General features: G+C 57.7%; 17 protein-coding genes. 16 read left to right on the top strand and 1 reads right to left on the bottom strand.

All coding sequences use genetic code 11. From position 1 onward, the window contains the following. The 9 genes from lpxB (at nt 1) to ispD (ending at nt 12558) form a co-directional block, all read left to right on the top strand. A complete protein-coding gene (gene lpxB, locus JQ845_RS01845) occupies nt 1-1131 on the top strand; it encodes a lipid-A-disaccharide synthase (protein ID WP_003440456.1) in 1131 nt (376 codons plus the stop codon). An 11-nt stretch (nt 1132-1142) separates the two neighbouring features. Beyond that, a complete protein-coding gene (rnhB, locus tag JQ845_RS01840) occupies nt 1143-1766 on the top strand; it encodes a ribonuclease HII (RefSeq protein WP_003440459.1) in 624 nt (207 codons plus the stop codon). A gap of 78 nt (nt 1767-1844) precedes the next feature. Next, nucleotides 1845-5366: a DNA polymerase III subunit alpha gene (gene dnaE / locus JQ845_RS01835; protein ID WP_003440462.1), complete on the top strand. Its 3522-nt coding sequence runs from the start codon at nt 1845-1847 to the stop codon at nt 5364-5366. A 184-nt stretch (nt 5367-5550) separates the two neighbouring features. Continuing rightward, the gene (locus JQ845_RS01830) at nt 5551-6498 is read left to right on the top strand and encodes an acetyl-CoA carboxylase carboxyltransferase subunit alpha (RefSeq protein ID WP_003440465.1); all 948 of its coding nucleotides are present in this window, start codon (nt 5551-5553) and stop codon (nt 6496-6498) included. A gap of 78 nt (nt 6499-6576) precedes the next feature. Continuing rightward, a complete protein-coding gene (tilS, locus tag JQ845_RS01825; RefSeq protein ID WP_203008058.1) occupies nt 6577-7893 on the top strand; it encodes a tRNA lysidine(34) synthetase TilS in 1317 nt (438 codons plus the stop codon). A gap of 272 nt (nt 7894-8165) precedes the next feature. Beyond that, nucleotides 8166-9797, top strand: a complete 1632-nt coding sequence (locus JQ845_RS01820; RefSeq protein ID WP_003440470.1) for a CTP synthase — start codon at nt 8166-8168, stop codon at nt 9795-9797. A gap of 328 nt (nt 9798-10125) precedes the next feature. Then, nucleotides 10126-11415, top strand: a complete 1290-nt coding sequence (gene eno / locus JQ845_RS01815; protein ID WP_003440481.1) for a phosphopyruvate hydratase — start codon at nt 10126-10128, stop codon at nt 11413-11415. A 163-nt stretch (nt 11416-11578) separates the two neighbouring features. Beyond that, nucleotides 11579-11857, top strand: a complete 279-nt coding sequence (ftsB, locus tag JQ845_RS01810) for a cell division protein FtsB (protein WP_003440483.1) — start codon at nt 11579-11581, stop codon at nt 11855-11857. Continuing rightward, on the top strand, nt 11854-12558 hold the full coding sequence (gene ispD / locus JQ845_RS01805) for a 2-C-methyl-D-erythritol 4-phosphate cytidylyltransferase (RefSeq protein WP_003440486.1): 705 nt from the start codon (nt 11854-11856) through the stop codon (nt 12556-12558). Before ftsB ends, ispD begins: the two co-directional genes overlap by 4 nt. A gap of 79 nt (nt 12559-12637) precedes the next feature. On the opposite strand, the gene JQ845_RS01800 is transcribed toward ispD, so the two are convergent. Beyond that, nucleotides 12638-13534, bottom strand: coding sequence for a LysR substrate-binding domain-containing protein (locus JQ845_RS01800; RefSeq protein WP_003440489.1), 897 nt, complete (start codon nt 13532-13534; stop codon nt 12638-12640). Between the two features lie 108 nt (nt 13535-13642). Between JQ845_RS01800 and JQ845_RS01795 the strand changes: the two genes are divergently transcribed. The 7 genes from JQ845_RS01795 (at nt 13643) to JQ845_RS01765 (ending at nt 19694) form a co-directional block, all read left to right on the top strand. After that, a complete protein-coding gene (locus JQ845_RS01795) occupies nt 13643-14755 on the top strand; it encodes an S-(hydroxymethyl)glutathione dehydrogenase/class III alcohol dehydrogenase (RefSeq protein ID WP_003440492.1) in 1113 nt (370 codons plus the stop codon). 87 nt (nt 14756-14842) lie between these two features. Next, nucleotides 14843-15688: an S-formylglutathione hydrolase gene (gene fghA, locus JQ845_RS01790; protein WP_003440495.1), complete on the top strand. Its 846-nt coding sequence runs from the start codon at nt 14843-14845 to the stop codon at nt 15686-15688. A gap of 43 nt (nt 15689-15731) precedes the next feature. After that, entirely contained in the window at nt 15732-16205 is a 474-nt protein-coding gene (ispF, locus tag JQ845_RS01785; protein ID WP_203008048.1) for a 2-C-methyl-D-erythritol 2,4-cyclodiphosphate synthase, read from the top strand. Further along, a complete protein-coding gene (gene truD / locus JQ845_RS01780; RefSeq protein WP_161718006.1) occupies nt 16202-17260 on the top strand; it encodes a tRNA pseudouridine(13) synthase TruD in 1059 nt (352 codons plus the stop codon). Before ispF ends, truD begins: the two co-directional genes overlap by 4 nt. Next, the gene (surE, locus tag JQ845_RS01775) at nt 17248-17997 is read left to right on the top strand and encodes a 5'/3'-nucleotidase SurE (protein ID WP_003440501.1); all 750 of its coding nucleotides are present in this window, start codon (nt 17248-17250) and stop codon (nt 17995-17997) included. The genes truD and surE overlap by 13 nt, the downstream gene beginning before the upstream one ends. A gap of 41 nt (nt 17998-18038) precedes the next feature. Continuing rightward, nucleotides 18039-18674, top strand: a complete 636-nt coding sequence (locus JQ845_RS01770) for a protein-L-isoaspartate(D-aspartate) O-methyltransferase (RefSeq protein ID WP_003440502.1) — start codon at nt 18039-18041, stop codon at nt 18672-18674. Nucleotides 18675-18866: 192 nt separating this feature from the next. Next, nucleotides 18867-19694 carry a peptidoglycan DD-metalloendopeptidase family protein gene (locus JQ845_RS01765; RefSeq protein ID WP_003440517.1) on the top strand — a complete coding sequence of 276 codons (828 nt, stop codon included), beginning with the start codon at nt 18867-18869 and terminating at the stop codon, nt 19692-19694. Nucleotides 19695-19708 lie beyond the last annotated feature (14 nt).

Genomic DNA, 19708 nt, shown 5'->3' with positions numbered 1-19708 from the left:
ATGGCTAGATTGCGTATCGCGCTGGTGGCAGGGGAGGCTTCGGGCGACATTTTGGGCTCGGGGCTGATGCGGGCACTCAAGGCACAGCATCCTGATGTCGAATTTATCGGCGTCGGTGGCCCATTGATGGAAGCTGAGGGCATGAGCTCTTACTTCCCGATGGAGCGACTGTCGGTCATGGGGCTGGTTGAGGTGCTGGGTCGTTTGCGCGAATTGCTCAAGCGCCGCAAGCTTCTGGTCCAGACCCTGATCGCAGAAAGGCCCGATGTCTTTATCGGCATCGATGCGCCTGACTTCACGCTCAATATCGAACTCCAGTTACGTCGTGCCGGGATCAAAACCGTGCACTACGTCAGCCCTTCCGTGTGGGCGTGGCGTCAGAAGCGAGTGCTGAAAATCCGCGAAGGCTGCGATTTGATGCTGACCTTGCTGCCGTTTGAAGCCAGGTTCTATGAAGAGCACGGTGTACCTGTGCGTTTCGTCGGACACTCTCTGGCAGACACCATCCCGCTTGAGGCCGACAAAGCCGGTGCGCGTGCCGAGCTGGGGTTGCCTGAGGGGCCGCTGGTCGCTTTGATGCCGGGCAGTCGCGGTGGCGAAGTGGGTAAGCTGGGCGGGCTGTTTCTGGATGCTGCGCAAAAAATTCGTGAAGCACGACCTGATGTGCGGTTTGTCCTGCCTTGCGCCAATGCGGCGCGCCGGGCGCAAATCGAACAGTTGCTGGTCGGGCGTGATCTGCCCCTGACCTTGCTCGACGGCCGCTCGCATCTGGCCCTGGCGGCTTGTGATGCGGTATTGATTGCATCCGGTACGGCCACCCTGGAAGCGCTGCTGTACAAGCGCCCGATGGTGGTGGCTTATCGTCTTGCAGGTCTGACCTACTGGATTCTCAAGCGTCTGGTCAAAAGTCCCTACGTGTCATTGCCCAACCTGCTGGCTCAACGGATGTTGGTGCCTGAACTGTTGCAGGATGCGGCTACCCCGCAAGCATTGGCGCAAACCCTGCTGCCCTTGCTGGACGGTGGCGAAGAGCAGACCCGGGGCTTTGACGAGATACACCGTACATTGCGTCTCGACGCTTCCAATCAGGCCGCCAAAGCGGTGCTGGATCTGATTGCGCAATCCAAATGAGTAAAGTAACCATGCAAATCGGGCTGGACTTCAATCTGGTCGATCTGGCCGAAGACCTTGTGGCCGGAGTCGATGAGGTGGGCCGCGGGCCGTTGTGCGGCGCGGTAGTGACCGCAGCGGTAATTCTTGACCCTGCGCGTCCCATCGCCGGGCTCAATGATTCGAAAAAGCTCACCGAAGCGCGGCGTGAAAAGCTTTACGACGAAATCTGCGAAAAAGCCCTGAGCTGGTGTATTGCCCGGGCCGAAGTTGAAGAAATCGACGAGCTGAATATTTTGCACGCCACCATGCTGGCCATGCAGCGGGCTGTCGAAGGCCTGAGCATTACCCCCAAGCTGGCCATGATCGATGGCAACCGCTGCCCTAAACTGGCGATGCCGGCTGAGGCCGTGGTTAAAGGCGACAGCAAGGTTCCGGCGATTGCAGCGGCTTCGATTCTGGCCAAGGTCAGTCGTGATCGGGAGATGGCCGCCTTTGAGTTGATCTATCCCGGCTATGGCATCGGCGGACACAAGGGTTATCCGACCCCGGTACACCTCGAGGCGCTGGAACGCCTTGGTCCCACGCCGATACACCGGCGTTCGTTTGGTCCGGTGCGTCGGGCCTGGGAAGCCCGCGAGGCGACCGAGATTTAGCCCCAAGGCTGATGTTTTTGCCAAGGCCCGGTACAATCCGGGCCTTGTTGTTTCTCAAAGCTTAAAGACAGGATCACCATGCCGGCTTCATTCGTTCACCTGCGCCTGCACACTGAATACTCCCTGGTCGATGGCCTGGTGCGGATCAAACCGCTGATCAAAACCCTGGCCGGGATGAATATGCCCGCCGTGGCGGTGACCGACCAGAACAACATGTGTTCTTTGGTCAAATTCTATAAAGCGGCCATGGGCGGCGGGATCAAGCCGATTTGCGGGGCTGACCTGTGGTTGTCGAACAAAGACCCGGAAAACCCGGTGAGTCGCCTTAGCCTGTTGGCGATGAATGGCGTCGGCTACCGCAATCTGACTGAACTGATCTCCCGTGGCTTTATTGATGGTCAGCGTAACGGCCAGGTCATTATCGAGCGCGAATGGGTAGCCGAGGCTGCTGAAGGCCTGATCATGCTTTCGTCAGCCAAGGAGGGTGAAATCGGCATCGCGCTGATCAGTGGCAACACTGAAGAGGCCGAGGTTCTGGCCCGCGAATGGATGACCGTATTCCCTGACCGGTTCTATCTCGAGGTTCAACGCACCAAACGTCCCAATGACGAAGAGCACCTGCATGCAGCGGTAGCGCTGGCAGAGACAGTCGGCGCGCCACTGGTGGCGACCAACGATGTGCGCTTCATCAGGCAAGAAGACTTCGAAGCCCACGAAACCCGTGTCTGCATCGGTGAAGGCCGGGCGCTGGACGACCCGCGCCGCTCGAAAAACTACAGCGACCAGCAGTACCTGAAAAGCGCCGAAGAAATGGCCGAGCTGTTCAGCGATTTGCCAGAGGCGCTGGTGAACTCGGTTGAAATCGCCAAGCGCTGCAACATCGAAGTAAAACTGGGCAAACACTTTTTGCCCAACTTCCCGATTCCCGATGGCATGACCATCGATGAGTATTTCCGCAAGGTGTCCTTTGACGGTCTGGAAGATCGCCTCAGCGTTCTGCTGCCTAAAGACACCACCGAAGACTATGACGCCAGGCGCCAGGTGTATGTCGACCGGCTGAATTTCGAGCTGGATATCATCATCCAGATGGGGTTCCCCGGTTACTTCCTGATCGTAATGGACTTTATCCAGTGGGCTAAAAGCAACGGCGTACCCGTTGGCCCGGGTCGAGGGTCGGGTGCCGGGTCACTGGTGGCCTATGTGCAGAAGATCACCGACCTTGATCCGCTGGAATACGACCTGCTGTTTGAACGATTCCTTAACCCGGAACGGGTATCGATGCCCGACTTCGACGTCGACTTCTGCATGGATGGTCGAGACCGGGTCATTGAGTATGTAGCCGAAAAGTATGGTCGCAACGCGGTAAGCCAGATCATTACCTTTGGTTCGATGGCTGCCAAGGCGGTAATCCGTGACGTGGCCCGGGTCCAGGGCAAGTCCTACGGCCTGGCGGACCGTCTGTCGAAGATGATTCCGTTCGAAGTCGGCATGACCCTGGAAAAAGCCTACGAGCAGGAAGAAATCCTGCGCGACTTCATCAAGGTCGATGAAGAAGCGGCCGAGATCTGGGACATGGCCCGCAAGCTCGAGGGCGTAGTCCGTAACGTTGGCAAGCACGCGGGTGGCGTTGTAATCGCGCCGACCAAACTTACCGACTTTTCGCCGATTTACTGCGACGAAGAGGGCGGCGGCCTGGTAACCCAGTTCGACAAGGACGACGTTGAGTCGGCCGGTCTGGTGAAGTTCGACTTCCTGGGGCTACGGACCCTGACAGTCATCGACTGGGCGCTGAAAACCATCAACCGTGATCGCGCCAAGGTAGACGAGCCGCCTCTGGATATCGCTTTCATTCCGCTGGATGACAAGCCGACCTATCAGTTGCTGCAAAAGGCCGAAACCACTGCAGTGTTCCAGCTTGAGTCGCGGGGCATGAAGGAGCTGATCAAAAAGCTCAAGCCTGACTGCCTGGAAGACTTGATCGCACTGGTGGCCCTGTTCCGTCCGGGGCCGCTGCAGTCAGGCATGGTTGATGACTTTATCAACCGTAAACACGGTCGTGCCGAACTGGCGTACCCGCACTCGGACTACCAGTACGAAGGGCTCAAGCCGGTATTGGCCCCGACATACGGCATCATTCTGTATCAAGAACAGGTGATGCAGATTGCCCAGGTCATGGCCGGCTACACCCTGGGTGGTGCCGACATGTTGCGCCGGGCCATGGGCAAGAAAAAGCCCGAAGAAATGGCCAAGCAGCGCGGCGGCTTTATCGAGGGTTGTGCCAACAACAATATCGATGGCGACCTTGCCGGTAACATTTTCGACCTGGTAGAGAAATTTGCCGGTTATGGCTTTAACAAATCCCACTCTGCCGCCTACGGTCTGGTGTCGTACCAGACGGCATGGCTGAAAACCCATTACCCGGCGCCGTTCATGGCTGCGGTACTGTCGGCGGATATGCACAACACCGACAAGGTCGTGACCTTGATCGAAGAAATTCGCACCATGAAGCTGCGTCTCGACGCGCCGGATGTGAATGCTTCGGAGTTCAAGTTCACGGTTAACGATGAAGGGCGGATCATTTACGGTCTGGGTGCGATTAAGGGCGTAGGCGAGGGGCCAGTAGAGGCCATCACCGAAGCTCGCCAGGACGGTCCGTTCACCGATTTGTTCGATTTCTGCGCCCGGGTCGACCTCAAACGCATCAACAAGCGAACCCTGGATGGTCTGATCCGTAGCGGTGCGCTGGACCGTCTGGGGCCGTTTTTCCATGATGAACCCAAGGCCTGGCAGGCGAGTATCGACCAGAATCGCGCGGTATTGCTGGCTGCGATGGAAGAGGCGATCAAGGCTGCCGAACAAACCGCCCGCACCCACGACAGCGGGCACGCCGATCTGTTTGGCGGCCTGTTTGTCGAGGCGGATGCCGACGTCTACGCCAATCACCGCAAGGCCAAGGAACTGACGCTCAAAGAGCGTTTGAAGGGCGAAAAAGACACCCTGGGCCTGTACCTGACCGGCCATCCGATTGACGAGTATGAAGGCGAGATCCGCCGTTTTGCCCGTCAGCGGATCATTGATCTCAAGCCGGCCCGGGATACTCAAACGGTCGCCGGCATGATCATCGCTTTGCGGGTCATGAAGAACAAAAAAGGCGACAAGATGGGCTTCATCACCCTCGACGACCGGTCGGGACGGATTGAAGCCTCGCTGTTTGCCGAGGCATTCCATTCGGCGCAATCGCTGTTGCAGACGGATGCGATGGTGGTGGTCGAAGGTGAGGTCAGCAATGACGACTTCTCCGGCGGCCTGCGCCTGCGGGTCAAGCGTGTGATGAGCATGGAAGACGCCCGAACCAGCCTGGCCGAAAGCCTGCGTCTGAAAGTTGTACAGTCCGCGCTCAAAGGTGATCAACTGCGCTGGCTGGGCGATTTGTTCAAGAAACACCGCGGCGCATGCCCGATCACCATGGAATACACCGGAGTGGGGGCCAAGGCGACGCTGCAGTTTGGCGAGACCTGGAGAATCGATCCGGCTGACAGCTTGATTCAAGCCTTGCGTGACCAGTTTGGGCGAGACAACGTCTTCCTCCAATACCGTTGACGGTCAGGGGTGCGAGAAGCGCCCTGACCTCGACCCGAATTTTTAATCTCGACCTGAGAGCGCCTGTCCCTTAAGGTAGGCGCGATACAGATCAACCGGCTGCCCCAGTTCGGTTAAAAGCACCAGCAAATGCTGGGTTTTAACTCTTCTGGCATGCTTTGCCGCCGACCCAAGACGGATGCTTATGAACCCGAATTTTCTTGATTTCGAACAGCCGATTGCTGACCTGCAAGCCAAAATCGAAGAGTTGCGCTTGGTTGGTAACGACAATTCGCTGAACATCAGCGATGAAATCTCTCGTCTGCAAGACAAAAGCAAAACGCTGACTGAAGATATTTTCGGCAAGCTGACCAGCTGGCAAATTGCCCGTCTGGCCCGTCACCCGCGCCGTCCTTACACCCTGGACTACATCGAGCACATCTTCACCGAGTTCGATGAGCTGCACGGCGACCGCCATTTCTCGGACGACGCTGCCATTGTTGGCGGTATTGCCCGTCTGGACGATCAGCCAGTCATGGTGATTGGTCACCAGAAGGGCCGTGAAGTGCGTGAAAAGGTACGCCGCAACTTCGGCATGCCGCGCCCGGAAGGCTACCGCAAGGCTTGCCGTCTGATGGAAATGGCCGAACGTTTCAAGATGCCGATCCTGACTTTCATCGACACCCCTGGCGCTTACCCGGGGATTGACGCTGAAGAGCGCAACCAGAGTGAAGCAATCGCCTGGAACCTGCGGGTGATGTCGCGCCTCAAAACCCCGATCATTGCCACTGTTATCGGTGAAGGTGGTTCGGGTGGTGCGCTGGCAATCGGCGTCTGCGATCAGTTGAACATGCTGCAGTACTCGACCTATGCGGTGATTTCGCCGGAAGGTTGTGCATCGATTCTGTGGAAAACCGCCGAAAAGGCGCCGGATGCTGCCGAAGCGATGGGCATTACTGCCGAGCGTTTGAAAGGTCTGGGTATTGTTGACAAGGTCATCACCGAGCCATTGGGTGGCGCGCACCGTGATCCGGTGGCGGCTTCCGCTTCGATTCGTGCCGAGCTTGCCTCCCAGCTGGACATGCTCAATAAACTCGATCACGAAGCGTTGCTCAAGCGTCGCTATGAGCGACTGATGAGCTACGGTCTCTGACAGGGGCATTGTAGGAGCCAGCTTGCGCGCGAGCTCTTCGTTGCTGCGTTGTAAGGCTAGCTCCTACAGGATTGTGCGATGTCCAACCTCTCAATCCTGCTTCTCAAAGCCCTCGAGCCCTGGCGCAATGCCAGGGCCTGGCATGTAGCGCTCTCCGGCGGTCTCGATTCGACCGTGTTGCTGCATGTTCTCGCTCAACTTCGTCAAACCCGTTCTCTGCCTCCTCTGAGCGCCATCCATGTCCATCATGGTCTTCAGGCTGCGGCAGACGCGTGGCCGGCCCACTGCCAGGCACTCTGTGATGCGCTGGGAGTGCCGCTGCAGGTTGTACATGTGCATGTGCAGGCCGGAGCAAGTCTTGAGCGTGCGGCCCGTGAGGCTCGCTATCAGGCGTTCGTGACGCTTACGCGAGCGCAAGAGGTGCTGCTCACCGGTCAGCATCGCGACGACCAGGCGGAAACCCTGCTGTTTCGTCTGCTGCGCGGGGCCGGAGTGAGCGGCCTGGCTGCGATGCCGCGTCAGCGTCGGCTGGGTGAAGGCAATTTATGTCGACCTTTGCTGGATGTGTCGCGCACCGTCCTGGAGGCCTACGCGCGGGAACACAGCCTGAGCTGGATTGAAGATCCGTCCAATCAGCAGACCGACTTTTCGCGAAATTATTTGCGCCATGAGATTTTCCCGCTGCTGACCCGGCGCTGGCCGCAAGCAGCCGCCAGCATGGCGCGCAGTGCGGCCCACTGTGCCGAGGCGCAGGGCCTGCTCGATGACCTGGCCCGGCAGGACCTGCAAGCTGCGGGGGCGGTCAGCGAGTTCGACTGGCTCGGCTTGCCCTCGCTGGAGCTTGCGCCGATCACCTGCCTGTCACCGGCCCGGCAACGCAATGCGTTGCGTTACTGGCTGGCGGCATTCAGTCAATTACCGGATACCGATCATTGGGCCGGTTGGGATGCCTTGCGCGATGCCCGGGGCGACGGGCAACCGCTCTGGAAACTTGCCGAAGGCGAGTTGCACCGTTCAGGCGGGAGGATCTGGTGGCTGGCCGGTGACTGGTTGCGCCAGCCGCCAGCTTCTGTGCAATGGCACAACCCGCATCAGCCACTGATATTGCCCGGCAACGGCCAGTTACGTCTGTCGGGGGATATACCCGATGGCTCCGTGCAAGTGAGCTATCGTCAGGGGGGCGAGGTGATGACGGTGAAAAACCGTGGTCATCGTGACCTGAAGCGACTGCTCAACGAGCAGGGGTTGCCATTATTTGTCCGTGGCAGATTGCCGCTTCTGTATGTAAACGGGCAGTTATTGGCAGTGGCAAACCTCCCGGGACTGGACTGCGGCCCCTGTGGACGCTGGCAATTGCACTGGCTGCCAACTAAGAGCGATCAAGGTTTGAGCTGAAAGGGTGTTTCCGGTAGACTACGCTCCCTTCTTGATACAACTTCTGTAGATTCACCAGAATTGCAGATGTTGCCGATTACCAAGCAGTCTTTGCTGGGCGATTTTAAAAAAATGTGTGGCTTGTATCGAACCGTTGGTTTCCATCGGTCTGTTTCAACGCAGCAGTTTTTCGAAAGGTGCACTGTGACTAATGCTGGTGATTGGGGGCTTCGGCCTTCCTTCGCTTTCCCCGGCGGCTCTGACCGCTTTAACGCAGACTTCTAGGGTTTTTCATGACGCGCTACATCTTCGTCACGGGCGGTGTTGTTTCTTCATTGGGGAAAGGCATTGCCTCGGCTTCATTGGCAGCCATCCTGGAGGCGCGGGGACTTAAGGTCACCATGCTGAAGCTGGACCCCTACATCAACGTTGATCCGGGCACCATGAGCCCGTTCCAGCACGGTGAAGTGTTCGTCACACACGACGGCGCAGAGACCGACCTGGACTTGGGTCATTACGAGCGGTTTATCCGCACGACCATGACCCAGAACAACAACTTCACCACGGGCCGTGTCTACGAACACGTCCTGCGCAAGGAGCGCCGTGGTGATTACCTGGGTGCAACCATCCAGGTAATTCCGCACATCACCGACGAGATCAAGCGTCGAATCATCAAGGGCGCCGGCGATGCCGACGTAGCGATGGTTGAGATTGGCGGCACTGTGGGTGACATTGAGTCGCAACCGTTCCTCGAGGCAATCCGTCAGCTGCGCATCGAAGTAGGCGCCAAGCGCGCCATGCTGATGCACCTGACTCTGGTTCCGTATATCGCCACTGCTGGCGAAACGAAAACCAAACCAACGCAACACTCGGTTAAAGAATTACGTTCCATCGGCCTGCAGCCAGATGTTCTGATCTGCCGTTCCGATCACCATGTCGATATTTCCTCGCGTCGCAAAATCGCGTTGTTCACCAACGTTGAAGAGCGTGCGGTGATTTCGCTGGAAGACGCCGACACCATCTACCGTATCCCGGGCATGCTGCACGCTCAGGGTCTGGATGATTTTGTCGTTGAGCGTTTCGGTCTGGAATGCAACAGCGCCGACCTGTCCGAATGGGAACAAGTGGTCGACGCCAAGCTCAATCCTGAGCACGAAGTCACCATCGCCATGGTCGGCAAGTACATGGAACTGCTGGATGCGTACAAGTCGCTGATTGAAGCGATGAGCCACGCCGGTATTTCCAACCGTACCAAGGTCAACCTGCGTTATATCGATTCTGAAGATATCGAAAACAAAGGTACTGAACTGCTGGAAGGTGTCGATGCCATTCTGGTCCCGGGCGGCTTCGGTCTGCGCGGCGTAGAAGGCAAGATCACTGCGGTTCAATATGCTCGCGAAAACAAGGTGCCATACCTGGGTATCTGCCTGGGCATGCAAGTGGCGGTTATCGAGTTCGCACGTAACGTGCTGGGCTGGAAAGACGCCAACTCCACCGAGTTCGATCGCAACAGCGGCCACCCGGTTGTGGGTCTGATCACTGAGTGGGAAGACGCCACCGGTGCTGTTGAAACCCGTACCGAAACTTCGGATCTGGGCGGCACCATGCGTCTGGGTGCACAGGACTGCCAGCTTACCGCCGGCTCTCTGGTTCACGACTGCTATGCCAAGGACGTGATCGTTGAACGTCATCGCCATCGCTATGAAGTGAACAACAACCTGCTGCCTCAACTGATGGAAGCCGGCCTGAAAGTAACAGGTCGTTCCGGTGACGGCGCGCTGGTAGAAGTGGTTGAAGCACCGGATCATCCTTGGTTCGTTGCTTGCCAGTTCCACCCGGAGTTCACCTCCACGCCACGTGACGGTCATCCGTTGTTCACGGGTTTCGTCAAGGCTGCACTGGCTCAGCACGAAAAAAACGCTTAAGCAGCAGGGTGTAATGGAAAGTCCGCGCAGGTTCTGGCGGACTTTCCAGAAGATCACCCTGGTTTTTGCGTGCTACCGACTACCGACGACCACGTGTTTGCCTTGGCAGCCGCGGTCGCCGATGTCTGCGGCAGACACTTCTGTGAAGAGTTTTCCGACAATAGAAACCGCATCACCCTCGTTTCTCCGGTAAAGTACCGCACGATTTCTCGGACCCCTGGCTCCGAACCTTATCGTCCTCAAGGCTGCCTGCAGATTGGCCCTTGTCGATGATGACAAAATTTCCCTCAGCTGCGTCGTTTTCGTCAACTTTGGAGTGTTTACAACAATGGCAAAAATCGTCGACATCAAAGGTCGTGAAGTTCTCGACTCCCGTGGCAACCCCACCGTGGAAGCGGACGTGCTTCTCGACAACGGCATCATCGGCAGTGCTTGCGCGCCTTCCGGTGCTTCCACCGGTTCCCGTGAAGCGCTGGAACTGCGTGATGGCGACAAGAGCCGTTACCTGGGCAAAGGCGTTTTGAAAGCCGTTGCCAACATTAACGGCCCGATTCGCGATTTGCTGCTGGGTAAAGACCCGGTTGATCAAAAAGCGCTGGACCACGCGATGATTGCGCTGGACGGCACTGAAAACAAAGGTTCCCTGGGCGCTAACGCCATCCTCGCTGTATCCCTGGCAGCTGCCAAGGCTGCGGCTCAGGACCAGGACCTGCCGCTGTACGCACACATCGCCAACCTGAACGGCACCCCGGGTGTTTACTCGATGCCGGTACCGATGATGAACATCATCAACGGTGGCGAGCACGCAGATAACAACGTCGACATTCAAGAGTTCATGGTGCAGCCGGTTGGCGCCAAGACCTTTTCCGACGCGCTGCGCATGGGTACTGAAATCTTCCATCACCTTAAAGCTGTACTCAAGGCTCGTGGCCTGAGCACTGCAGTGGGCGATGAGGGTGGTTTCGCACCTGACCTGGCTTCCAACGAAGATGCACTGAAAGTGATCTCCGAAGCTGTCGCCAATGCCGGTTACACCCTGGGCACTGACGTGACCCTGGCTCTGGACTGTGCAGCCAGCGAATTCTACGAAGACGGCAAGTACAACCTGTCTGGTGAAGGCCAGGTGTTCAACTCCGAAGGTTTCGCCGAGTACCTCAAAGGTTTGACTCAGCGCTACCCGATCATCTCCATTGAAGATGGCCTGGACGAGTCTGACTGGGATGGCTGGAAAATCCTGACCGACAAAGTCGGTGAGAAAGTTCAGCTGGTAGGGGACGACCTGTTCGTAACCAACACCAAGATCCTGAAAGAAGGCATCGATAAGAAGATCGCCAACTCGATCCTGATCAAGTTCAACCAGATCGGCACCCTGACCGAAACCCTGGAAGCTATCCAGATGGCCAAGGCCGCTGGTTACACTGCAGTGATTTCGCACCGTTCCGGCGAAACCGAAGATTCCACCATTGCCGATCTGGCAGTGGGTACTTCGGCTGGCCAGATCAAGACCGGCTCTCTGTGCCGTTCGGATCGCGTGTCCAAGTACAACCAATTGCTGCGTATCGAAGAGCAATTGGGCGCAAAAGCCAAGTACAACGGTCGCAGCGAGTTTCGCGGCTAAGCAGTTGGTGGTAAAAAGACAGCAGGTTGTGTCGGAATTTTCGCTTAGACGAGTTTTTTGACACTAATCTGAATCTGTACAAGCCTGGGTTCTCCAGGCTTTGTACTATTGGTTGTTTACGTTTTTCGGCATGGCTGTCTTTTCACTGGATACCTGATATTCGATGCGCAGTCCTAATTGGTTGTTTCTCATCTTGCTCTTGCTGCTGGCTGGCCTACAGTATCGCCTGTGGGTGGGGAATGGCAGTTTGGCGCAGGTTACCGACCTGACCCAGCAAATCGCCGATCAGCATGCTGAAAACGAAGTATTGCTGGAGCGCAACCGTGTGCTGGATGCGGAAGTTCTGGAGTTGAAAAAAGGCATGGAGACCGTTGAAGAACGTGCTCGCCATGAGTTGGGCATGGTCAAGGAGGGCGAAACCCTCTACCAGTTGGCCCAATGAGTTCCCTGTCACCGGCCTTCTGGGCCGTGATTCCTGCCGCGGGCGTTGGTGCTCGTATGGCCGCGGACCGTCCCAAGCAGTATTTGCAGTTGGGCGGGCGCAGTATTCTGGAACACAGCCTCGGCTGTTTTCTTGACCATCCGGGCCTCAAGGGGCTGGTGGTCAGCATTGCTTCTGATGACCCTTTTTGGCCTTCCTTGCCCTGTGCCGCCGATCCACGGATCGCCCGGGTAGAGGGCGGGCGCGAGCGTGCCGATTCGGTGCTCAATGCGTTGCTGCATCTGCATGCACTGGGCGCGTCTGATGACGATTGGGTGTTGGTTCACGATGCCGCACGCCCGAACCTGTCCCGTGAAGATCTGGACAAATTGCTGCGCGAACTGGCCCTCGACCCGGTCGGTGGCTTGCTGGCGGTTCCTGCGCGGGACACGCTCAAGCGCGTCGACAAGCATGGCCGGGTGGTTGAAACCGTCGATCGCAGTCTGATCTGGCAGGCGTACACGCCGCAGATGTTCCGTCTAGGAGCATTGCACCGGGCCCTGGCTGATAGCCTGGTGGCGGATGCCAAAATCACTGATGAATCCTCAGCCATGGAGTGGGCGGGCCTCGCGCCGCGCCTGATCGAGGGTCGCTCGGACAACATCAAGGTGACCCGCCCCGAGGATCTCGAGTGGCTGCGGTTGCGCTGGGTCAATCGTTGATCCTTCTGTAGCAGCGAGCTTGCCTCGCGATCTTTTAAAAGATCAAAAGATGGCGAGGCAAGCTCGTTGCTACAGGTTTCTAACCCAAATACTCCTCACGCTTTGCCAATCCTTCCTTCAGATAGTCCACCAGCTTCCTGACCTTTGGCGACAAGTGCCGTTGCTGCGGATAGAGCGCCCAAACCGCGGTATTGGGTGGCTGATGAGTTTCTAGCAAAGACACCAGAGCCCCGGTCTTCAAATGTTCCAGCACGTAATAGTCCGGTAGCTGGCACAGCCCGACCCCCAGCAGGGCTGCATCCAGTACTGCCTGCCCGCTGTTGCAGCGCCAGTTGCCTTGCACCCGCTGCGAAAATTCGCGCCCGTCCTGCTGCAATTGCCATAGATCTGAGCTGCCAATCAAACAGTTGTGGCGGCTCAATTCCGACAGGCTATGGGGGCGGCCGTAATGTTCCAGGTAGGACGGCGATGCACACAGATACATACGTCGTGGTGCCAGGCGGGTGGCTACCAGTCGTGAGTCCTGCAGCCGGCCCAGGCGGATCGCCAGATCAAGGCTCTCGTGCACCAGATCCAATGGACGATTGCTCAGTTCGATATCGACCCGTAACTGCGGGTACAACCCCATAAAACGTGTCACCAGCGGCACGATAAAGCGTTCGCCGTAGGCCACTGCGCAGGTCATTCGCAGCATGCCTTTGGGTTCGCTGGCCAGGTCGCCGACTGCACGCAGGGCTTCTTCGCGGCCGTCTTGCAAGCGCTGGCAGTGCTGTAAAAATGTCTGACCGGCCTCGGTCAGGGTTACCCGGCGCGTACTGCGATAAAACAGTCGGGTTTGCAGGCGTTCTTCGAGTCGGGCGACCTGACGGCTTATGTGCGATGAGGACACGCCAAGGCGTTCTGCAGCAGCGGTGAACTGGCCGCATTCGGCCACCGCAACAAACTCATCAATGCCTTCCCAGCGGCTCTCATTCACAGTTGATTATCCCTGTATGGCAATAATGTTTTGCTTTTGTCCGGATTATTAATCAGTCAGCGCTGATTTACACTCCTGGTCTTGTTTTAACTTTGCTGGAGTCGATTGATGATCAAGTCACGTGCTGCCGTAGCCTTCGAGGCCAAGAAACCGCTGGAAATCGTCGAAGTTGACGTTGCGATGCCCAAGGCGGGTGAAGTGTTGCTGCGGGTGGTGGCTTCGGGTGTATGCCATACCGATGCCTACACCTTGTCGGGGGCCGATCCGGAGGGCATCTTTCCGTCGATTTTGGGCCATGAAGGCGGCGCTATAGTTGAGGCGATCGGCGAAGGTGTTACCTCCGTCGCAGTGGGCGATCACGTCATCCCGCTGTACACGCCGGAATGCCGCAAGTGCAAATTCTGCCTGTCAGGCAAAACCAACCTGTGTCAGGCGATTCGTGCCACCCAGGGTAAAGGCCTGATGCCGGATGGCACCACGCGCTTCTCCTACAAAGGGCAGCCAATTTTCCATTACATGGGCACCTCTACCTTTTCGGAATACACCGTGTTGCCGGAAATCTCGGTGGCCAAGATTCAAAAAGACGCACCGCTGGAGAAGGTCTGCCTGCTGGGTTGTGGTGTCACCACGGGTATTGGTGCCGTGATCAATACTGCCAAGGTCAAGCCGGGCGACACCGTAGCCATCTTCGGCCTGGGCGGCATCGGCCTTTCAGCGGTGATCGGCGCAGTAAAGGCCAAGGCCGCGCGGATCATTGCCATCGATATCAACCCGGGCAAGTTTGAAATCGCCAGGCAACTGGGCGCGACCGATTGCGTCAACCCGAAGGACTTTGATCGCCCGATTCAGGAAGTGATAGTCGACATGACTGACGGCGGCGTCGATTTTTCTTTCGAGTGCATCGGCAATGTGCAACTGATGCGTGCGGCACTGGAGTGCTGCCACAAAGGTTGGGGCGAGTCCGTCATCATCGGTGTCGCCGGTGCCGGTCAGGAAATTTCGACCCGTCCGTTCCAGTTGGTCACCGGCCGAGTCTGGCGTGGATCGGCCTTTGGTGGCGTGCGTGGGCGCACTGAGTTGCCAAGCTATGTCGACATGGCGCAAACCGGCGAAATCCCGCTGGACACTTTCATTACCCACACCATGGGCCTGGAAGACATCAACAAGGCCTTCGACCTGATGCACGAAGGCAAAAGCATTCGTACTGTAATCCACTTCTGACGAAGAGCTGCAAGCTACAAGCTATAAGCGGGAGAAACACATGCCTGCTTTTACTTGTGGCTTGCAGCTGAAAGCTTGGAGCTGTCCATGACACTGGAAAATATTTCCTGCCAGAAAAGCTTCGGTGGCTGGCACAAGCGCTACCGGCACCGTTCTGAAGTACTGGGTTGCGACATGGTATTTGCCGTGTACTTGCCGCCCCAGGCCGAGCAGGGCGCCAGGCTGCCGGTGTTGTACTGGCTGTCGGGTTTGACCTGTACCGATGAAAACTTCATGCACAAGGCCGGCGCTATGAAAATGGCCGCCGAGCTGGGGCTGATTATCGTGGCGCCGGACACCAGCCCCCGTGGCGACGGGGTTCCGGATGATCCGGATGGCGCCTGGGATTTCGGCCTGGGTGCAGGTTTTTATCTGAACGCAACGCAGCAGCCTTGGGCTCAGCATTACCGCATGCATGATTATGTGGTGCAGGAATTGCCGGCATTGGTTGAAGCGCATTTCCCTGCCTCGCAAAAACGCGGGATCAGCGGACACTCCATGGGTGGCCACGGAGCTTTGGTTTGTGCGTTGCGCAATCCGGGGCGCTATCAGTCGGTGTCCGCTTTTGCGCCGATCAGCAACCCGATGGATTGCCCGTGGGGGCAAAAGGCCTTCTCCCATTACCTGGGGGATGAGCGCTCGCGGTGGCGTGAATGGGACGCGTGCATTTTGATTAGCGAGGCCCGTGAAAAGCTGCCGCTATTGGTGGATCAGGGAGATCGGGACGACTTTCTGAGTGTGCAGCTCAAGCCCGAGGCACTGCAGCAGGCTGCGAAACTGGCGGGGCATCCGTTGAACTTGCGTCTGCAGCCGGGCTACGACCATAGCTATTTTTTCATCGCCAGCTTTATTGACGACCACTTGCGTCACCACGCGAGCGCACTAAGCGCTTAATAGTGGGTAGAATCACGCCCTGACTTAATCGGGGCGTTTTTTTATGCGTATTGGCCACGGCTATGATGTGCACTGTTTTGCTGAAGGCGATTTTATAACCCTGGGCGGCGTGCGGATCTCCCACAAATTCGGGCTGTTGGCCCATTCTGATGGCGACGTGCTGTTGCACGCACTCAGCGATGCTTTGCTGGGCGCTGCGGCGCTGGGCGACATCGGCAAGCACTTTCCTGATACCGACCCGACTTTCAAGGGCGCAGACAGTCGCGTCCTGTTGCGTCATGTCGTCGGGCTGATCCATGCCAAAGGTTGGAAAGTCGGCAATGTCGACAACACCATCATTGCCCAGGCGCCAAAAATGGCGCCGCATATTGAAACGATGCGCGCGCTGATTGCGGCGGATCTAGAGGTTGATTTGGACCAGGTAAACGTAAAAGCCACCACCACCGAAAAGCTCGGCTTTGTCGGTCGTGAAGAAGGCATCGCTGTGCATTGCGTCGCGTTGTTGGTTCGCGAATGAACGAGTTTGATCTGCTGGGGCCGCTGGCTTACGGCGAGCCTTTGGGGACCGCGGTGCTCAAGGCCACGGCTGAAGACTTCCAGGTTGATGAAGTGCTGGATATTCCGTTGTCCGGTGATGGCGAGCATCTGTGGTTGTGGGTCGAGAAGCGGGGGCTGAACACTGAAGAAGCCGCACGGCGGATCGCCAAGGCCGCAGGCGTGCCGCTGCGTACGGTCAGTTACGCAGGCTTGAAAGACCGTCAGGCCCTGACGCGCCAGTGGTTCAGCGTGCAGTTGCCGGGCAAGGCCGATCCTGACATGTCGGGCGCTGAAAACGACACCCTGCGAATTCTCAAAAGCACCCGCCACAAACGCAAGTTGCAACGCGGCGCCCATGCTGCCAACGGTTTCACCCTGCGCCTGACGCAACTGGCCGGGGACAAGGATGCGTTGGCGCAACGTCTTGAACTGATCGCCAAACAGGGCGTACCGAACTATTTCGGCACCCAGCGTTTCGGCTGGCAGGGCGGTAATTTGGGTGAGGCCCGTGACTATGCGGCGCGCAAAGCCTTGCCTGAGCAGCGCAATGTGCGCTCGCGGCTGTTGTCCACCGCTCGCAGTTATCTGTTCAATCAGGTGCTGGCGGCGCGGGTAGCCGATGGTAGCTGGCAACGTGCACAGGTTGGCGATTTACTGGCCTTTACCGACAGTCGCAGTTTCTTTGCGGCGGGTGAGGCTGAATGCAGCGACCCGCGACTGAGCATTCTCGACCTTCATCCCACCGGTCCCTTGTGGGGCGAGGGCGAGTCGCCGACCACCGGTGCAACCCATGAACTGGAACAGTCCATTGCCGGGCGCGAAGCAGATTTGCGTGACTGGCTGGTTCGAGCAGGCATGAGCCATGAACGGCGTATCCTGCGGCTGCCCATTGGCCGGTTGACGTGGCATTATCCGGAGCCTGACATTCTGCAACTGGAATTTGTTCTGCCGGCCGGATGCTTCGCTACTGTCCTGGTGCGAGAACTTGTTGATCTGGTGCCTTTGGGTCAAACGGACAGCCTATGCGTATTCTGATTTCAAACGATGACGGGGTCACTGCCCCGGGTCTGGCCGCGCTTTATGGCGCGCTGGCCGATTATTGCGAGTGCGTGGTGATTGCGCCCGAGCAAGACAAAAGCGGGGCGAGCAGTTCACTGACGCTGGATCGGCCCTTGCATCCGCACACCCTGGCCAATGGCTTTATCAGCATTAATGGCACGCCGACCGATTGCGTTCACCTGGGCCTTAATGGTCTGTTGGAGCAGCAGCCGGACATGGTGGTCTCGGGAATTAACCTGGGTGCCAATCTGGGTGACGATGTGCTGTATTCAGGGACTGTGGCTGCAGCGCTTGAGGGGCGTTTTCTCGATCACCCTTCGTTCGCGTTTTCGTTGGTGTCGCGTCAACTGGACAACTTGCCGACAGCGGCCTATTTCGCCCGCAAGCTGGTTGAAGCGCACGGGGTGCTGGACTTGCCGCCGCGTACTGTCCTGAACGTGAATATTCCCAATCTGCCGCTCGATAAAATTCGCGGTATTCAACTTACGCGTCTGGGGCATCGTGCCCGTGCTGCGGCGCCGGTTCGGGTTGTGGATCCGCGTGGCAAGGCCGGCTACTGGATTGCGGCTGCCGGTGATGCAGAGGATGGCGGCCCGGGAACGGACTTCCATGCCGTGATGCAGGGCTATGTCTCGATCACGCCGCTGCAACTTGACCGCACTTTTGGCGATGGTTTCAAAAGCCTCGGTGTCTGGCTGGAGGGTCTGGGGTGATGGGGCGTGAACAGGATGGCCTGATGCATCGCGGCATTGGCATGACCTCCGAGCGTACCCGGGAGCGGCTGATTCAGCGCCTGCGGGAAGAGGGCATCGTTAACCAGAAAGTGCTTGAGGTTATTCGGCGTACGCCACGGCATCTGTTCGTGGACGAAGCACTGGCGCACCGGGCCTATGAAGACACGGCGCTGCCCATAGGCAACAACCAGACCATCTCCCAGCCTTATATGGTCGCCCGCATGAGCGAGTTGCTGCTTGAGGACGGCCCGCTGGACAAGGTCATGGAGATTGGGACCGGGTCGGGTTATCAGACCGCGGTTCTCTCGCAGCTGGTCGAGCGAATATTTTCCGTAGAACGGATCAAGGTGTTGCAGGATCGGGCCAAGGAGCGACTGCTCGAGCTCAACCTGCGTAACCTGGTGTTCCGATGGGGCGACGGTTGGGAAGGCTGGCCTGCGCTGGCGCCTTATAACGGCATTATCGTGACCGCGGTGGCGACCGATGTACCCCAGGCGCTGCTGGATCAATTGGCCCCCGGCGGGCGCCTGGTGATTCCGGTGGGTGCAGGCGAGGTTCAGCAATTGATGCTGATCGTACGTGAAGAGCACGGTTTTGCCCGGCGGGTGATCGGCAATGTGCGCTTTGTGCCGCTGCTCAACGGGCCCCTGGCCTGAGTCTTTGTTCGGCCCTGCTGAATTATGGGGCCGGCTGCAGGTCATACTGCGCAGCGGTCGGGCTCTGTCGTTGCCTGAATTTTTTATGATTTGGCTTTGCCGTCTGTAAAGCTGTGTTGCCAGTTATACTTGCGCCAAACCATGGCCAATACTGGCGTACTAATATTTAGCCATCTTCAAAGGGAGCGGCGGGTGAGTCTCACAGTCATTGCGCAGCGTATGGGAACCAAAAGCTATCACAGACTGGTAGTCGGTCTATGCCTGAGTGCCGTCCTGGTTTTGTTGGCCGCGTGCTCCAGCACACCCAAGAATGGCGTGCGTGTGGTTGACCGCAACGGGGTCGCTCAGCGTCCGGCGGTAACAACCGGGCAATACGTGGTGCGACGTGGCGACACGTTGTTCTCAATTGCTTTTCGCTACGGCTGGGACTGGAAGGCTCTAGCGGCGAAAAACAATATTGCGGCTCCTTTCACTATTGTCCCAGGTCAAACAATTCGCTTTGACGGACGTGCCGGAACCCTGCCCGCAGGTGGCACCACCACGACTGTCGTCTCGAATTCTGCAGGCAGCAAAACCACGGTAATCAAACGCGCGAGCACCGCAGCAGCTGCGCCAGCGGCCGTTGCGGCACTGCCTGCAGGCCCTGCTCCCAAAGGCTGGGGATGGCCTTCTAATGGCATTTTGATTGGCAAATTTTCTTCAAACGGTAGTTTGAATAAAGGTATTGATATCGCCGGAGATTTGGGACAGCCTGTTTTGGCTGCGTCTGATGGGTCAGTTGTTTACGCCGGCAGTGGATTGAGGGGCTACGGCGAATTAGTCATCATCAAGCACAGCGATACCTACGTCAGTGCTTACGGCCACAACCGTAGGCTGTTGGTTCGGGAGGGGCAGCAGGTCAAGGTCGGACAGACAATTGCCGAAATGGGGTCAACTGGTACAGACCGGGTGAAACTTCACTTTGAGATTCGCCGTCAGGGTAAACCTGTAGATCCACTGCAATTCCTTCCACGCCGTTGATCGCTTACCAGCCT

This window comes from Pseudomonas paraversuta, assembly GCF_904063065.1.
In the GTDB taxonomy this organism is placed as follows: domain Bacteria; phylum Pseudomonadota; class Gammaproteobacteria; order Pseudomonadales; family Pseudomonadaceae; genus Aquipseudomonas; species Aquipseudomonas paraversuta.
This window is presented reverse-complemented; position numbering and strand designations above follow the sequence as displayed.

What these genes read in the sequence shown, in the direction of transcription:
- ispF (WP_203008048.1), top strand. Translation starts at nt 15,732, where the DNA reads ATGCGTATTGGCCACGGCTATGATGTGCACTGTTTTGCTGAAGGCGAT.
- surE (WP_003440501.1), top strand. Translation starts at nt 17,248, where the DNA reads ATGCGTATTCTGATTTCAAACGATGACGGGGTCACTGCCCCGGGTCTG.
- JQ845_RS01820 (WP_003440470.1), top strand. Translation starts at nt 8,166, where the DNA reads ATGACGCGCTACATCTTCGTCACGGGCGGTGTTGTTTCTTCATTGGGG.
- fghA (WP_003440495.1), top strand. Translation starts at nt 14,843, where the DNA reads ATGACACTGGAAAATATTTCCTGCCAGAAAAGCTTCGGTGGCTGGCAC.
- tilS (WP_203008058.1), top strand. Translation starts at nt 6,577, where the DNA reads ATGTCCAACCTCTCAATCCTGCTTCTCAAAGCCCTCGAGCCCTGGCGC.
- rnhB (WP_003440459.1), top strand. Translation starts at nt 1,143, where the DNA reads ATGCAAATCGGGCTGGACTTCAATCTGGTCGATCTGGCCGAAGACCTT.
- lpxB (WP_003440456.1), top strand. Translation starts at nt 1, where the DNA reads ATGGCTAGATTGCGTATCGCGCTGGTGGCAGGGGAGGCTTCGGGCGAC.
- JQ845_RS01770 (WP_003440502.1), top strand. Translation starts at nt 18,039, where the DNA reads ATGACCTCCGAGCGTACCCGGGAGCGGCTGATTCAGCGCCTGCGGGAA.
- JQ845_RS01795 (WP_003440492.1), top strand. Translation starts at nt 13,643, where the DNA reads ATGATCAAGTCACGTGCTGCCGTAGCCTTCGAGGCCAAGAAACCGCTG.
- truD (WP_161718006.1), top strand. Translation starts at nt 16,202, where the DNA reads ATGAACGAGTTTGATCTGCTGGGGCCGCTGGCTTACGGCGAGCCTTTG.
- ftsB (WP_003440483.1), top strand. Translation starts at nt 11,579, where the DNA reads ATGCGCAGTCCTAATTGGTTGTTTCTCATCTTGCTCTTGCTGCTGGCT.
- dnaE (WP_003440462.1), top strand. Translation starts at nt 1,845, where the DNA reads ATGCCGGCTTCATTCGTTCACCTGCGCCTGCACACTGAATACTCCCTG.
- ispD (WP_003440486.1), top strand. Translation starts at nt 11,854, where the DNA reads ATGAGTTCCCTGTCACCGGCCTTCTGGGCCGTGATTCCTGCCGCGGGC.
- eno (WP_003440481.1), top strand. Translation starts at nt 10,126, where the DNA reads ATGGCAAAAATCGTCGACATCAAAGGTCGTGAAGTTCTCGACTCCCGT.
- JQ845_RS01830 (WP_003440465.1), top strand. Translation starts at nt 5,551, where the DNA reads ATGAACCCGAATTTTCTTGATTTCGAACAGCCGATTGCTGACCTGCAA.